12 protein-coding genes and 1 riboswitch are annotated in these 14,516 nt (G+C 62.4%); of the genes, 5 read left to right on the forward strand and 7 right to left on the reverse strand.

Annotated elements, in window-relative coordinates; all coding sequences use genetic code 11:
* Positions 1–49: 49 nt before the first annotated feature.
* From atzF to U5782_RS02780, 4 genes are read right to left on the reverse strand one after another with little or no spacing between them, the layout of a single operon-like run.
* Positions 50–1,864, reverse strand: a complete 1,815-nt coding sequence (gene atzF, locus U5782_RS02765) for an allophanate hydrolase (protein WP_322042329.1) — start codon at positions 1,862–1,864, stop codon at positions 50–52.
* Positions 1,861–5,463, reverse strand: a complete 3,603-nt coding sequence (gene uca, locus U5782_RS02770) for an urea carboxylase (protein ID WP_322042330.1) — start codon at positions 5,461–5,463, stop codon at positions 1,861–1,863. Before uca ends, atzF begins: the two co-directional genes overlap by 4 nt.
* On the reverse strand, positions 5,463–6,116 hold the full coding sequence (locus U5782_RS02775; protein ID WP_322042331.1) for an urea amidolyase associated protein UAAP2: 654 nt from the start codon (positions 6,114–6,116) through the stop codon (positions 5,463–5,465). Before U5782_RS02775 ends, uca begins: the two co-directional genes overlap by 1 nt.
* Before the next feature lie 9 nt (positions 6,117–6,125).
* Positions 6,126–6,881 (reverse strand): urea amidolyase associated protein UAAP1, encoded by a 756-nt coding sequence (locus U5782_RS02780; RefSeq protein WP_322042332.1) that lies wholly within the window; start codon positions 6,879–6,881, stop codon positions 6,126–6,128.
* A 57-nt stretch (positions 6,882–6,938) separates the two neighbouring features.
* Positions 6,939–7,091, reverse strand: a riboswitch (guanidine-I (ykkC/yxkD leader).
* Between the two features lie 308 nt (positions 7,092–7,399).
* On the opposite strand from U5782_RS02780, the gene U5782_RS02785 reads away from it, so the two are divergent.
* On the forward strand, positions 7,400–7,537 hold the full coding sequence (locus tag U5782_RS02785) for a hypothetical protein (RefSeq protein WP_322042333.1): 138 nt from the start codon (positions 7,400–7,402) through the stop codon (positions 7,535–7,537).
* Here U5782_RS02785 and U5782_RS02790 read toward each other — a convergent pair.
* The 3 genes from U5782_RS02790 to U5782_RS02800 are packed head-to-tail and all read right to left on the reverse strand — an operon-like array spanning position 7,531 to position 10,314.
* On the reverse strand, positions 7,531–8,523 hold the full coding sequence (locus U5782_RS02790) for an NAD(P)H-quinone oxidoreductase (protein WP_322042334.1): 993 nt from the start codon (positions 8,521–8,523) through the stop codon (positions 7,531–7,533). The genes U5782_RS02785 and U5782_RS02790 overlap by 7 nt on opposite strands.
* A complete protein-coding gene (locus U5782_RS02795; RefSeq protein WP_322042335.1) occupies positions 8,520–8,867 on the reverse strand; it encodes a carboxymuconolactone decarboxylase family protein in 348 nt (115 codons plus the stop codon). Before U5782_RS02795 ends, U5782_RS02790 begins: the two co-directional genes overlap by 4 nt.
* 10 nt (positions 8,868–8,877) lie before the next feature.
* Entirely contained in the window at positions 8,878–10,314 is a 1,437-nt protein-coding gene (locus U5782_RS02800; RefSeq protein WP_322042336.1) for an NAD-dependent succinate-semialdehyde dehydrogenase, read from the reverse strand.
* 351 nt (positions 10,315–10,665) lie between these two features.
* Between U5782_RS02800 and U5782_RS02805 the strand changes: the two genes are divergently transcribed.
* The 4 genes from U5782_RS02805 to U5782_RS02825 all read left to right on the forward strand — a co-directional run bounded on the left by U5782_RS02805 (position 10,666) and on the right by U5782_RS02825 (position 14,483).
* Positions 10,666–11,604 (forward strand): LysR family transcriptional regulator, encoded by a 939-nt coding sequence (locus U5782_RS02805; protein WP_322042337.1) that lies wholly within the window; start codon positions 10,666–10,668, stop codon positions 11,602–11,604.
* 484 nt (positions 11,605–12,088) lie between these two features.
* A complete protein-coding gene (locus U5782_RS02815) occupies positions 12,089–13,438 on the forward strand; it encodes an MFS transporter (protein ID WP_322042338.1) in 1,350 nt (449 codons plus the stop codon).
* 52 nt (positions 13,439–13,490) lie between these two features.
* Complete coding sequence (locus U5782_RS02820) at positions 13,491–13,688, forward strand: tautomerase family protein (RefSeq protein ID WP_322042339.1); 198 nt, start codon at positions 13,491–13,493, stop codon at positions 13,686–13,688.
* A gap of 63 nt (positions 13,689–13,751) precedes the next feature.
* Positions 13,752–14,483 (forward strand): SDR family NAD(P)-dependent oxidoreductase, encoded by a 732-nt coding sequence (locus U5782_RS02825; protein WP_322042340.1) that lies wholly within the window; start codon positions 13,752–13,754, stop codon positions 14,481–14,483.
* The last annotated feature ends 33 nt before the right edge of the window (positions 14,484–14,516 follow it).

Consider the following 14,516-nt stretch of genomic DNA (forward strand, 5'->3'; position numbering starts at 1 on the left):
ACAGAGGGGAATGCTGAAACTCTACGGTTTGAAGTTTTCATCAGGATGTCTATGTTCCTGACGATTCTGCGGTTTCGACCGAATCGCGACCCAACCACGCTCGCCACCCGCCGAATTCACTGATGTCCGTCGCACCCTGCAGGGCGACGCTCTCACAGAGAAAGCCCTGCACACTACGGCCATCGTCGAGCAGCAGCGTGCCCATGCCGAGCGGTGAAGGTATCAGCGCGACGAAAGAGCCGAACTGTTCGACAGGCATTTCCCAGACCTCGACCTCGATCGCGACACCCGCTTCGGCGACACGCACGAGGCCCGGCTTCGCGCTCTGCGGCAAGGCGTAAAGACGATAGACAGGGGCGGTGAGCGTGGTCTCGACGAGACGCGCGCCGCGCGTCGTGAGCTGGCCATTGAGCGGCTGACCGCTCAAATGCGCGCCTACCACGGCAACTCGCACGTTTTTCTCAGCATGCGGCAAGGCCTTCTGCGGCGCAGCTTCGTCCAGCCATGCCCGGGCAATCGCAAGGAGCTTGTCGTCTTCGTGTGCGCGCGCAACGAACGTGATCCCGAACGGCTTGCCTGCATGCCTGCCAATTTCACAGATCCCTGCGGGCACGGCCAGCGCGGACAGATCGAGCAGATTGACGAAATTCGTGTAGTAGCCGAACTTCGCGTTCACGCCGATGGGGTCCGCTTCCAGTTCCGCGACCGTGGAGGTGGTCGGCGACGTGGGCGTCAACAGCGCGTCGATCTGCGACCAGACCGGCTCGGCCTGCATACGCAGCGCGGCCAGCCGGTCGAGGGCTGCGAACGTGTCGGCGGCGCTCCAGCGCGCTGCGCCGCCAATGATCGCGCGCGTGACGGGATGCAATGCGTCCGGGTTCTCGTCGAAGAACGGCTGGATCGCAGCCAGCCGCTCCGCCACGAACGGCCCTTCATAGAGCAGGCGCGCGGTGTCGAGAAACGGTTCGAAATCCACTTCGATGATTTGCGCGCCTTGCGCACGCAGTGCGTCGAGCGCGGCATCGAACGCGCGCGCGTAAGACGCGTCGCCATAGAATTCGCGTTGCGCCGCGCGCGGCACGCCGAAGCGCAACTGACTCAGCGAAATTGAGCCCGTATGGCGCCCTTCCCATTCGCGCGCATAGGGATCGCCTTGCGCCACGCCGCGAGCCGATTCAAAGACCGTCTGCGCGTCGTCGGCAGTGTGCGCGAAGATCGACACGCAATCGAGCGAGCGGCACGCCGGTACGACGCCTTGCGTGCTCAACACGCCCTTGGTCGGCTTGAGTCCCACGAGACCGTGAAAGGCGGCGGGAACGCGTCCCGAGCCCGCCGTATCGGTGCCTAGCGAGAAAACCGCAAGACCCTGCGCCACCGACACGGCCGAACCCGAACTCGACCCGCCCGATGCGTACTCCGGATCGAGCGCGTTGCGGCACGCGCCATAGGGTGAGCGCTGGCCGGACAAGCCGGTGGCGAACTGATCGAGATTGGTCTTGCCGATCGGAATCGCCCCTGCTGCGATCAGCCGTGCGACAACAGCTGCACTATGGGCAGGCGTGTACGCGTACTCCGGGCACGCCGCCGTAGTCGGCACGCCCGCGAGATCGATGTTGTCCTTGATCGCGAACGGAACGCCATAGAGCGGCAGCGTCGCGGGATCGCGTCCTGCGAGCGCTTCCACGTAGCGCATCATTTCCTCACGCGTGAGCGCGCGGATCCAGACGTGGTGCGGATCGTCGCCCGATGTACGCGCGGCGATCTGCTCGACGACCTGCGTTGGTGTGAGGCTGCCGTCGAGATAGCGCGCACGCAGCGCGGCGAGGGTCATCGGCACATCGAATATCGTTGTAGGCGCATTCATTGGCATGCGGCCTCCTCGCCGCCCACGCTTTCGTTTTCGGTTGCCTGCGCAACTGTTTCATCCATACGGATCACTATGAGGCGTTGGCCTGCGGTGACGGCATCGCCTTCGGCGCACGCGATCGACTCGACCACGCCCGCTGCCATCGCCGACACGCTCACTTCCATCTTCATCGATTCCAGAATGGCGACATCCTGGCCCTCCTCCACGCGCTCGCCCTCAGCGACCAGCAACTTCCACACGCTGCCGGAAACATCGGCGCCAATCGCGCGGCAATCGTCTGCGAGCGCGTCCTGCGTGCCCGCTTGCGCCGTGCTCTCCGCACCGGACTCGCCCACATAATCGGCGTGGCCCGCTTCGCGCCAGCGCTCGCGCTCCGCTTCGAACGCGGCCTGCTGCGTGGTCTTGAACGCCGCGATCGAAGCGGATTCATCCCGCAGGAAGCGCTCGTATGCGCCAAGATCGAAAACCGATTCTTCGATCCGCAATGCACGCCGCCCAGCGATGAATTCACTGCGCCATTCGGCCAGCTCGGCCTCGCTGACCTCGAAGAAGCGGATTTCATCGAAGAAGCGCAGCAGCCACGGCTGGCCCGGCGCGAATTCCGCCGTCGTGCGGTAGCGATTCCACATCTGCACCGTGCGGCCCACGAACTGATAACCGCCAGGCCCTTCCATGCCATAGACGCACATATAGGCGCCGCCGATACCCACGGCGTTTTCAGGGGTCCATGTGCGGGCCGGGTTGTACTTCGTGGTCACCAGACGGTGGCGCGGATCGACCGGCGTCGCCACCGGCGCGCCCAGATAGACATCGCCGAGACCGAGCACGAGATAGCGCGCGTCGAACACGATGCGCTTGACATCGTCGATGCTGTCGAGCCCATTGATGCGGCGGATGAACTCGATATTGCTCGGGCACCACGGCGCATCGGGGCGCACGCTCTGCATGTAGCGCTCGATGGCGATGCGCGTCGACGGGTCGTCCCAAGAGAGCGGCAGATGCACGATGCGATTGGGCACGCGCATCGCGTCGACGGCAGGCAATTGCGCTTCCGCGCCTTTGAGATGGTCGATCAACCGGTCGAGTGCCAGCACCGCAGGATCGAAATGCACCTGCAGAGAACGGATGCCCGGCGTGAGATCGACAATGCCCGGCACACGATGCTCGTCGAGCCAGTTCATCAGCGCATGCACGCGAAAACGCAGCTTGAGATCGAGCACGGGCGGCCCATATTCGATCAGCAGATTACGGTCGCCCGAGCGCCGGTAGACGACCGCCACGCTTTCTTCGGCGGGTTCGCTGCGGTAGAGCACGCATTCGTGCGGTTCGCTCGGCATTGGCTCGTTGTTACGCGCAGGCACGAAGCGCACCGTATCGCCGGGGCGCAGTTGCCCGAGCTTCCATAGTTCTTCGGCCACTACCGTGACGGGACACACGAAGCCGCCGAGGCTCGGGCCATCCGGGCCCAAAATCACGGGCATGTCGCCCGTAAAATCGACCGCCCCGATCGCATAGGCGTTGTCGTGGATATTCGACGGGTGCAGGCCGGCCTCGCCACCGTCGGTGCGTGCCCATTGCGGCTTCGGACCGATCAGGCGCACCCCCGTGCGGCTGGAGTTGTAGTGCACGGTCCAACGCGCGTCGTACAGCATCGCGATGTCGTCGCGCGTGAGGTAGTCGGGCGCGCCATGCGGGCCGTCGAGCACCGCCAGTGCCCATTCGTGCGTGAGCACAGGAATACGCTCAACCGGCAGCGTGACGCCCGCCTCGCCCTTGCCCGAGCCCGGCGCGAGATGCAGCACGTCGCCCTTGCGCAGCGCACGGCCTGCATGGCCGCCAAACTGGCCGAGCGTAAACGTGGCCTTGCTGCCGAGATAGTCGGGCACTTGCAAGCCGCCCTTCACCGCGAGACAAGCGCGTACGCCTGCGCCGGTCACGCCGCCGAGCTTGAGCACGTTGCCCGCGGTCGCGCGCATGACCCGCCAGAACGGCACCGGCTGGCCATCGAGCGTGGCGGCCAGCGGCGCGCCGCCCAGCACGAACAGCGTCTCGCAGTTAAAGCGCAGCGTCGCGCCGACCATCGTGAATTCCAGTCCCGCCGCGTCGGCGGGATTGCCGAGCAATTCGTTAGCAAGACTGAACGACAGATCATCCATCGGCCCAGAAGGCGGCACGCCCACGTCCCAGTAGCCAAGACGTCCCGGCGTTTGCTGCACGGTGGTCTGCACGCCGCCGTCGAGCACATCGACCGTGTGCGGCGCGAACAGAAAACGCCCTAGAAAACCGGTGGTCTGCTCGCCCGCCGCAAACGTCGCCGAACCGATCACCGCACGCAAATAGTCGAGATTGGTTTCGATGCCGTAGAGCTGCGTGCGATCGAGTGCGTCCGCCAGCTTGCCGAGCGCGTCGTCACGCGTGCCGGCTGTCGCGATGATCTTGGCCACCAGCGGATCGTAGAACGCACTCACTTCGGTGCCCGCGTCGACCCACGTATCCACGCGCACGTCATCGGGAAAGACAACATGGGTGAGCAGGCCCGAACTCGGCTGGAACTGCCGGTTGGGGTCTTCGGCATAGACGCGCACCTGAATGCTCGCACCCTGCGGCTCGGTCAACAGCGAATCGAGCGGCGCGAGCGTGCCTTCGGCCTGGCGAATCATCCATTCGACGAGATCGACGCCATAGACTTGCTCGGTCACGCCATGTTCGACCTGAAGCCGCGTGTTCACTTCGAGGAAATAGAATGCGCGCTCGCGGGCGTCGAACACGAACTCCACGGTGCCCGCATTCGCGTAGTGCACCGCGCGCGCGAGACGCACCGCCGTTTCGTGCAACGATTGACGCTCCACAGCACTCAAGCCCGGCGCGGGCGTTTCCTCGATCACCTTCTGGTTGCGCCGCTGCACAGAGCAATCGCGCTCGCCGAGTGCGATCACCTTGCCCGCGCCATCGCCGAAGATCTGCACTTCGATATGGCGCGCATGCTCGACGAACTTTTCGAGGTACACGCCCGAATTCGCGAAGTTGCTCTGCCCCAGACGCGCGACCGACGCAAACGCGGCTTCCAGTTGCACGGCATCGCGGCACAGCGACATGCCGATACCGCCGCCGCCCGCCGTGCTCTTGAGCATGACCGGATAACCCAGCGACACCGCCGCTTCGAGCGCCGCCTGCGCATCGGGCAGTAAGCCCGTGCCCGGCAGCAGCGCGACGCCGTTGGCCTGTGCGATTTCACGCGCCGTATGCTTGAGGCCGAACGCGGTCATCTGTTCGGGGCGTGGCCCGATGAACGCAATACCCGCATCCTCGCAGGCACGCGCAAACGCTGCGTTCTCCGAAAGAAATCCGTAGCCTGGATGTACGGCCTGCGCACCGGTTTGACGCACGGCATCGAGGATCGCCGCCGCATTCAGATAGCTCTGCGCAACGGGCGCGGGTCCGATGCAAACGGCTTCATCCGCGAGCATCACATGCATGGCGTGGCGATCGGCTTCCGAATAGACGGCCACCGACGCAATACCCAGACGCTTGAGCGTGCGGATCACGCGGCAGGCAATCTCGCCGCGATTGGCGATGAGAATCTTGTTGAACGCCATCACGCCTCCCACACGAGCAGGCGCACCGGCGTGGGGTTGTAGCCGTTGCAGGGATTGTTGAGTTGCGGACAGTTCGAGATCAGCACCGTCACGTCTTCTTCGGCACGGACTTCCACGTATTTGCCGGGCGCGGATATGCCGTCTTCGAACGTGAGTTTGCCCAGCGGCGTGACCGGCACGTTCATGAAGAAGTTGATGTTGCTGACGAGATCGCGCTTGCCGAGCAGCGCCGCCGCGCCGCAGGTGCAATGCGCGAGTGCATTGAGGTAGCTATCCCGGCAACTATGCATATGACGTTTGTCGAGCGCGTAGCGCACCGTATTGCTCTCCGCCGCGCAGGCGCCGCCCAGCGTATCGTGACGCCCGCACGTGTCCGCGACGATGGTGAGCATGGGGCGGCCGAGATTCGACATCAGCACGCTGCCTGCGCTCAGATAGAGATTGCGTTGCGCGCGGATGGTGTCCTGCGCGCTGTAGCGTTCGACGGGATCGTCACTGCGATAGAACAGCGTATCGACGGCCTGATTGCCTTCGAGATCGACGATGCGCAGCGTCTGGCCGCGTTTGAGGTCATACAGCCACGGCTCGCCTGCCGGCAGCGTGAAATCGTACTGGGCGTGGCGCTCGTCGAGCGCGCTTTCGATGATCGGCATGGCGGCTCCTCAGGCAAACAGGCGGTCGGTGTTGGCGAATGCGCGGCCGTTTTCGGCGCACGACATGCGGCAGAAATCGTCGGCGGACGCGGCTTGAGCAGCCGCATAGGCACGCCATGCGATCAGTTTCACCGGCTTAGGCTGATAGCCCGGCTGAGGATCGAGCGGATGCGGCGCGGTAGAGAATGCTGCGAGCGTGTTCATTTCGAAGCGCAGATCGATCGCTGCGCCCGCTTGCGAATGGCGCGGCACATATTCGAGCGAGCCATCGTCGCCCACCGACACCTTGCTGAAGAAGTTCACATTGGCCACGAGATCGCGCGCGCCAAGGCCGTATTTCGCGAGTTCGAGCACGAGGCTGTCGCGGCCATTGCGGATCATCTCGTTGCGATGCGCCTGATAGCGCTTCTCGCCGTATTTGCGGGCGAATAGCGCAGCATCGCCCACCCCGCCGAGCGGATCATGCCAGCCGAGCGTATCGCCCGTGATGGATGCGATCACGCGGCCCATGTCGGTATGCAACGCGTGGCCGCGCGTGAGATGCGCGGTGTGCTGCGCCTTGAGCGTATCCGCCATGTTGTAGCGCTCGAGCGGATCTTCCTGCCGATGGAAGACGGCGGCGAGATTCGCCCCGCCTTCGAGATCGACGATGCGCAGTGCGAGACCGCGGCGCAGAATGCCGGACCAATGCGTGCCCGCGGGAATCACGGTTTCCCAGAGCGGTGCGTCGATCGGCGCGAGTTCAGTGAGGAGGCTGGACGGCATGGGAGGCTCCAGGTTGCGAAGGGAATAAGCGTGAGAGGGCGACCAAACGACATCGCGACCTCCCGGGCTTTTATCCCTCCGTGGAGCCTCGGCACCGCCCTCGAAACGAAGGTGGGAGACGAGACCGGATTGCTCTCGGACCAGGCATCGGGCGCAAGACTGAATGAGGCGTTGTCCTGCGCAGCGACCGGAACCCTAGCGATCCTAAGATGATGCAAATTACTTCGCACCTCTCGGATGGGCATGTAGCGAGATTTGTGCCAGTGGTGGCGTGGGGGTGAGAAAGCCTTGCTGGTTAAAGGCCTTGGCGGGGATTTCGCGCAGCGGATTCTCGCGGTGCTTCGGGTGCATGAGTGGGCACGCTGCGCCCCGTTTTGGGGATTCATGCGCTGCGGCTGAAACCGTCGGCACTATTTATGGGCGTAATCGCGAGTGAATAACGGTGGCGGCTGCGATTAAGCCGATGGCATGGCTGTTGCGTTCCCAACGACGACCTTCGAATCGCTTTCGGAACGATCATGTCCAATGCCTTGCGCCTGCGCCAGTTTCTTTATTCGATTTTTTCCGCGCGTTTCATTGAATTGCAGCGCGGCCAGGCATCGTCGACGAAAGACGCGGGGGGAGCCAACCCCACCGCGCCTCTTTCAGGTCATTGATCCCCCGTCACCAGAATAATCTTGCCCACATTCGCGGACGACTCCATCCGTCGATGGGCGTCCGCCGCACGCGCAAGCGGGAATGTACTGTCCACGACCGGCTCCAGACTGCGGCCACCTGAGAAGCGGGCGAGCCAGTGCTCGCTGAAACGGCGCACCATCGCATGTTTCTCGGCCGGGGGACGAGACTTCATGACGGTGCCGATAATCTGGATATGTCGATAGAGAATGGTCTCGAGTTCGACATTCACCTGCCCTCCTCCACCGAGAATGCCGACCTGAACCAGCCGGCCGCCGTGCGCGAGCGATGCGATATTGCGCGTGAAGTATGGCGCACCGACGAAATCGATCACGACGTCTACGCCACGGCCATTCGTTTCGCTCGCAACGACCTCCGCGAAATCCTGAGTGCGGTAGTCGATTGCATGGTCGGCGCCGAGTTGAAGGACACGCTCGCGCTTCGACGCCTCCGCCGTCGCGAACACGGTCGCGCCAGTCGCAACCGCGAGTTGCACGGCCGCGGAACCGACACCACCCGCCGCGGCGTGAATGAGCACCGAGTCGCCTTGTTTAAGGCGGCCCAGATGCATCAACGCTTCGTGCGCGGTGACGAACACTTCCGGAATGGCTGCCGCGTGAACGTAGTCGAGTGACGCCGGAATCGGCATCGCCATGCGCCAGTCGATGCGCGCAATCTCGGCATAAGCCCCGCCGCCCACGACACCCATCACACGATCGCCGATGCGGTAACCCTCGACAGCCGCGCCGACTTCGAGCACTTCACCCGCGATTTCCAGACCCATGATGGTCGAATCACCGAAATTTGGCCGGCCATAGCCACCACGACGATGCGTGAGGTCTGCGCGATTCACGCCTGCCGCGTAGACGCGGACCAACAAGTCGTCGGGGCGAACTTCCGGAGTGGGAACCTCTGCGATCGCGAGTACGTCTGCATCGCCGAATTCGTTGAAGGTGATCGCTTTCATGACTGCGTGTCCTCGATTGCGTGGGTATGGCCGAGTGTCGCTTGCGCCACGGCGGACGCCGAAATGGCGGCCGGAAATCCCGCGTAGAACGCGAGGTGGGTAATCAGCGCCGACAGTTCTTCGCGCGTCACACCGTTCTTCACGGCACGACGCAAATGCGCGGGAATCTCGTCGTGATGGCCGCCCGTCACGAGCGCGGCCACCGTCACGAGGCTTCGGTCGCGCGGCGACAATGCCGCGTCGGCCCACACCTCGGGAAACAGCACGTCGTCGACGAGCGCGGCGAGTTTCGGGGTGAACGCACGCGCGGCTTCGCGCGGACTGTCGAAATTCGTGTTGGACATGATGCCTCCCTCAGGCCTGGCTGATGAACTTGTTGGTGAGATAGAACTCGATGCCTTCCGCGCCGCCTTCCGAACCGATGCCGCTTTCCTTGATGCCGCCAAAAGGCAGTTCGGTTGCGATGATGCGGTACTGGTTGACGCCGATCATTCCAGCCTCCAGACCATCCGCAACGTCGATAGCGGTGCGTGCGTTGTTCGTGAACGCATAGGCCGAAAGACCGTACGGCAGCCGGTTCGCTTCGGCGAGACCGTCGTGCAGATTGTCGAAGCGCATCAGCACTGCGATGGGGCCGAACGGCTCTTCGTGCATCACGCGAGCGTCCATCGGCACATCGGCGAGCACGGTAGGCTCGAAGAAGTAGCCATTGCCCGCGATGCGCTTGCCGCCCGTGAGGACCTTTGCGCCACGCGCTACGGCGTCGGCCACGAGTTCCTCCATCTTGGCAATCTGGCGCGGATTGGCGAGCGGACCCACCTGGGTTCCGGGCTGCATGCCATCGCCCACTTTGAGCGCTTCGGTCGCCCGCACAAAGTGTTCGACGAATGCTTCGTAGACGTCGCGCTGAATCAGGAAGCGCGTCGACGAAATGCAGATCTGGCCCGTGCCACGGAAGCGGTTAGCGGCACCCTCTACGGCCGCCCTCTCGACATCGCCGTCCGCGAAGACGAGCACGGGACCGTGGCCACCCAGTTCCAGCGTAATAGGCTTGACGCCTTCGGCGGCGCGCGTAGCCAGCAGGCGGCCGATGGGCACCGAACCCGTGAAGGTCACCTTGCGGATGACGGGCGAAGCGATCAGCGTCTTCGAGATGTCGTCGGGCACGCCAAATACGACTTGCAGCACGCCCTTCGGCAATCCTGCATCGTCGAGCGCACGGGCGAGCGCCAAGGCCGTCGCGGGGCTTTCCTCACCCGGCTTGATGATGACGCTACAACCCGCTGCGAGCGCCGCCGACAGCTTGCGCGCCGGCGTAATGGCCGGGAAATTCCACGGCGTGAAGGCCGCAACCGGGCCGATGGCCTGCTTCTTCACGAGTTGCTGCACGCCCGGGCGGTTCGACGGCACGACACGACCGTCGATGCGACGCGCTTCTTCGGCAAACCATTCGAAGTATTCCGCGGCGCGCAGCACTTCATCGCGGCTTTCGGCAAGCGGCTTGCCTTCTTCGAGCGTCAGCAACTCCGCGATATGCAGGGAGCGCTCGCGAATCAGGTTGGCGCCGTCCTTGAGAATGCGTGCACGCTCGGCGGGCACGGTGTTGCGCCACACGTCGAAGGCGCGCTTCGTGACCGCCAGCGCATGGTCGAGGTCGGCAGCGGTGGCAAGCGGTACGCGGCCCAGTTCCTCCAGCGTGGCGGGATTGACGACCGGTGCAGTGTCCCGCTCGTTCGCGCCAATCCATTCGCCGTTGATGAACAAAAATAGTGGATCGTATTGGGTGTTCATGGCAATGTCCTCGATGTTAATTCGGAATCCAGATTAATCTTCATTTTCTCCGGTCGACGCCGCCTGGTGGCGGTCTGCCGGGTCGGTAGGTTGGGTGGCGCTCGCTGGCCCCTTGAGGTGGCCGGTGTCGAGTGCCTGTCTGCGGAACCCAGTCTATGCGGGAAGGCCGCGCGGTTTTAGTCGGGGCAGAAAGAATGATTCTTTCCGGCAGAGGGAAAATCGCGGCGCGTACGCCGGGCAAGCGTTACCGACACGGAATCGGGCACTCGCCTATCATGGCCGGCAAGCCTTGCGTGGCAGGCGGCCGTGGGGCGCTGGACTCGACGGACTCAGACGATAAGGAATGGCGGGATGGACAAGTTATATAACATGTCGGTGTTTTCGAAAGTGGTCGAAATGGGCAGTTTCACGGCAGTCGCGAACCACCTCGACACCACGGTTGGCAATATTTCGCGCGCCGTTTCGGTGCTCGAAGAGTCGCTCGACACGCGGCTGATGCAACGCTCGACGCGCCGCCTGGTCATCACGGATGCAGGGCGGCGGTTCTACGACCGATGCGTGGCCATCCTCACCGACGTCGAACATGCCGAAGCCGAGGCACGCGACGCCCTTCTGGAGCCTCGCGGCACGCTGCGGGTGCACTCGGTGCCTGGACTGGGCCGCGATCTTGTCACGCGCGCCGTGATGGCTTACCGCGGTGCGTACCCTGAGGTTTCCGTCGAACTCCTGCTGTCGCAGCGCATGCCGAACCTTCTCGAGGAACAACTGGACCTCGCCGTCGTGATTACGAGAACGCTGCCTGACTCCGCGTACGTCAGCCAGAAGATCGGTTCGAGCCACTGCATCCTTGCCGCGTCACCCGCTTACCTGGCCACCCACGCGGCGCCAGAGCGCCCTGAAGATCTCATCGACCATCAATGCGTCCTGCTGGGGACGGTGGACTATGCGCCTGACGAGTGGCATCTCGAGAGCGCAGCCGGGAACACCACGTTCCGGCCGACAGGGCCGCACTTTAGCGTCAACGATATGGACTCGATGGCGCTGGCATTACGCGAAGGCGCGGGAATCGGCTTGCTCGCGGCGTTTTCGGCGATGGACGATCTACGCAGCGGCAAGCTGGTGCGGGTGCTGCCGCAGTTTCACACGTACGCGCGCAGCGTTTATGCGGTGTACCCGTCGCGGCAGTTCGTCGACGCCAAGATCAAGCGCTTTATCGACACACTGAAAACGCATGTTGGCGAGCCGTTGGGGACTTACGCGCAGGAACTGGAGTGCCCGGTGGCGGAGTGAGGCACGTGGCCAGCAGAAGTCGATCGACTCATTCAGCTTGAGAGTGTTCCCGATGTTTGAGATGCAACCCGTTTTGGCGACGGAGAACACTTGCATTGACACCGGTCGCCCTCCAGCGCGACTTGCTTTCCCATCATTGTTCCTCGCGGCCGTATCCACGGCGTAACAATATTGAATAGCGCAAGGACGCCGAGAATCAGACCCAACCCGGCTGACAGGAAATACGCCAACGCCAGACCTACGTGCCCCTCACCCCGCTCTTCCCCTGCGTTTTTTAGATCCGCACTCGACAACAACCATTCATACCCAGGAAGTCACCGGACTTACCCGATCAGTAGATACCATTATGTACGGAACTGTATCGTACACATGAAACTACGCTCCTGGGGATGGTCCTCGTCATAAGAGGGCATGTCCTACCCGTCAACGCGAGGCGCGTCCAGTCGCGCCAGACACGGCCGAGCAAGGAAAGGAGATGTCCTTAATGGGTAATCAACCGAACCGCGAGGGTGCGAGCGAAGCGGTCGCCCTTCCCTTAATCTCTTCAGGGGAAGCCTGCACTAACCAGGCCACAGGGGACGCCGGACGGTTTTACGGCTGGATCAATGTGTCGATGGCAGGACTGGTCCTGATGATCTCGATGGGCGTGGAATTTTCTTTCCAGATCTTCCTGCCCATCTTGTGCAAAGAGTTCGCCTGGAGCAGTGCTCTGGTTGGCGGAGCCGTCTCCCTGTCGATGTTATTGCTTGGTCTCACCTCGCCGCTTTCCGGCGCAATCACCGCCAGATATGGCTGCAAAATGGCGATCATCGCCGGCCACGTATTGCTGGCTATTGGGCTGCTGGTCCTTTCTTTCCAAACCCAGCCGTGGCATCTCTACGCGGGCCTATCGCTCATGGGCGCAGGATGCGGCATCGGCGGCATGGTGCCGGCAATGACACTGGCAAGTAACTGGTTTTTCAGAAAGCGATCGCTTGCCATGAGTCTCATCAATTCGTCGATCAGCATCGGCGGCTTCGTGATGATTCCGTTCACGACAGCACTCGTTGCCCATTCGGGATGGCGAAGCTCGTTGCTGGTTCTATGTGCGGTAGTGACGGTCTTTACAGCGGTGATACCGGGGATCCTCATTCGCAACAAGCCCGAGGATGTCGGCCACGTGCCGGATGGCGCGACCGATTCGATTGCGCAGGCGAAGGCGAAGCAGCGCGAAACATCGCTCCCCACTCTTTACAACACCCCCGTTGATTTCACCCTGAAACAAGCGTCGAAAACCTGGGCGTTGTGGATGTTGATCATAGTCTATGGCGCGGTCCAGTACACGATCACCATGCTCATGACTTATCAGATTTCGTTCCTGCAATCGTTGGGCATCGAAGGAATGGTCGCGGGATCGGCAGCAGGCCTCCAATCCGGAGTGGGGCTTATTGGGGCACTGGCCATCGGATTTCTGGGGTTCAGATTCAACATGCGGACACTGATCATTATCTGCATGGCGTTGCTGACGGCCGGAATGGGTCTCACCCTGACAGCCCAAACCGTCCCTATGGTTTTTCTGTACAACGTCGTGCTGGGACTGGGCATTGGTGCCTTTACCACCAGCATCATGGCAATTTTCGCCGCCTGGTATGGACGATCGCATTTTCCCAAAATCCTCGGGCTCACCACGCCATTCTGGATGCTGATGGGCAGCTCGGGCGCTGGCGTCAGCGGCGCCCTGTATGACGCAACGGGCGGATTCATGACGCCATTCCTTGTGGCAACAGTGGCGCTTGCATTAAGCCTCGCACTCATTTGTTGCACGAAGCCGCCGAAGCACCCATCGCTCGCATGACGAAAACATCGATAACGTTTCACGCAACCTGATAGAAAAGGAGTCCTTATGCATGCCAGTCATCCAGGTGAATATCCACAAATGGGATATCGAGAAAAAGCGCGAAATGGTCGCCAAAGTCACCAACGTCTTTACCGAACTGGGCGTTCCCAGGGAATTGGTCATGATTCAGATCCGCGAGGACGAGCTTGACAATGTCGGCGTGGGCGGCGTCCTTCTCGTCGATCAACCGCCGCCTGGCGCCAGATAAATCCATTCATTGACTAATTCGAAGGAGAGAGAGATGGGAAAGCTGAACGGGAAAGTCGCGATCGTGACGGGTGCGGGCAGTCCGCTCGGACTCGGGCGGGCCTATGCGCTTGCGCTGGCGAAAGAAGGGTGCAGTGTCGTCGTCAACGACATCAATGACAGCGCAGATCAGGTCGCCAACGAAATTACCGATGCCGGCGGCAAGGCCGTGGCGGCGGTTGCGAAAATCGGCACCCGCTCCGCAGGTGAAATGCTGGTGAATACGGCTGTCGAAGCGTTTGGCCGCATCGATATTCTGGTCAACAACGCCGGCATTGTGTCGTTCGCCAAGGTTGCCGAGCTGGACGAGGCACGCTGGGATGAAGTCTTCAATGTCCACGTGAAGGGCACGGCATTTTGCACGTCCCCGGCGGTGAAGTGGATGATCGACAACCAGGTCAAAGGCAAGATTATCAACGTCACCTCCACCGCTGGCATGTATGGCGAGCCAAGCGGCGGTTCGGACTACTGCGGAGCCAAAGCCGCCATTATCGGCATGACGAAGACGCACTCGCGCGAACTGGCTGAGCATGGAATCTGCGTGAACGCCATCGCGCCTGGCGCCTTGACGATGGATATCACGAAGATGCCGCCGGCGTTCAAGGAAGTCGCGGACAAGATGACGGCTACGAGCGTCGTGCAACGGGTTGGGCGTCCCGACGATGTCACGCCGCTCATTACCTTCCTGGCGTCCGACGATGCGAGTTATATCACCGGCCAGATCATTGCTGCGACCGGCAACTCCGGGGTCGTCTAGGGAATCGTTCCTGCCGCGCTGAAGAATGACAAA

The sequence above is a fragment of the Paraburkholderia sp. J67 genome (assembly GCF_905220265.1).
GTDB lineage: Bacteria > Pseudomonadota > Gammaproteobacteria > Burkholderiales > Burkholderiaceae > Paraburkholderia.

Coding starts and splice junctions, on each gene's coding strand:
- atzF (WP_322042329.1), bottom strand. CDS start 1,864: ATGAATGCGCCTACAACGATATTCGATGTGCCGATGACCCTCGCCGCG.
- U5782_RS02820 (WP_322042339.1), top strand. CDS start 13,491: ATGCCAGTCATCCAGGTGAATATCCACAAATGGGATATCGAGAAAAAG.
- U5782_RS02780 (WP_322042332.1), bottom strand. CDS start 6,881: ATGCCGTCCAGCCTCCTCACTGAACTCGCGCCGATCGACGCACCGCTC.
- U5782_RS02805 (WP_322042337.1), top strand. CDS start 10,666: ATGGACAAGTTATATAACATGTCGGTGTTTTCGAAAGTGGTCGAAATG.
- U5782_RS02790 (WP_322042334.1), bottom strand. CDS start 8,523: ATGAAAGCGATCACCTTCAACGAATTCGGCGATGCAGACGTACTCGCG.
- U5782_RS02800 (WP_322042336.1), bottom strand. CDS start 10,314: ATGAACACCCAATACGATCCACTATTTTTGTTCATCAACGGCGAATGG.
- U5782_RS02795 (WP_322042335.1), bottom strand. CDS start 8,867: ATGTCCAACACGAATTTCGACAGTCCGCGCGAAGCCGCGCGTGCGTTC.
- U5782_RS02815 (WP_322042338.1), top strand. CDS start 12,089: ATGGGTAATCAACCGAACCGCGAGGGTGCGAGCGAAGCGGTCGCCCTT.
- U5782_RS02775 (WP_322042331.1), bottom strand. CDS start 6,116: ATGCCGATCATCGAAAGCGCGCTCGACGAGCGCCACGCCCAGTACGAT.
- uca (WP_322042330.1), bottom strand. CDS start 5,463: ATGGCGTTCAACAAGATTCTCATCGCCAATCGCGGCGAGATTGCCTGC.
- U5782_RS02785 (WP_322042333.1), top strand. CDS start 7,400: ATGTCCAATGCCTTGCGCCTGCGCCAGTTTCTTTATTCGATTTTTTCC.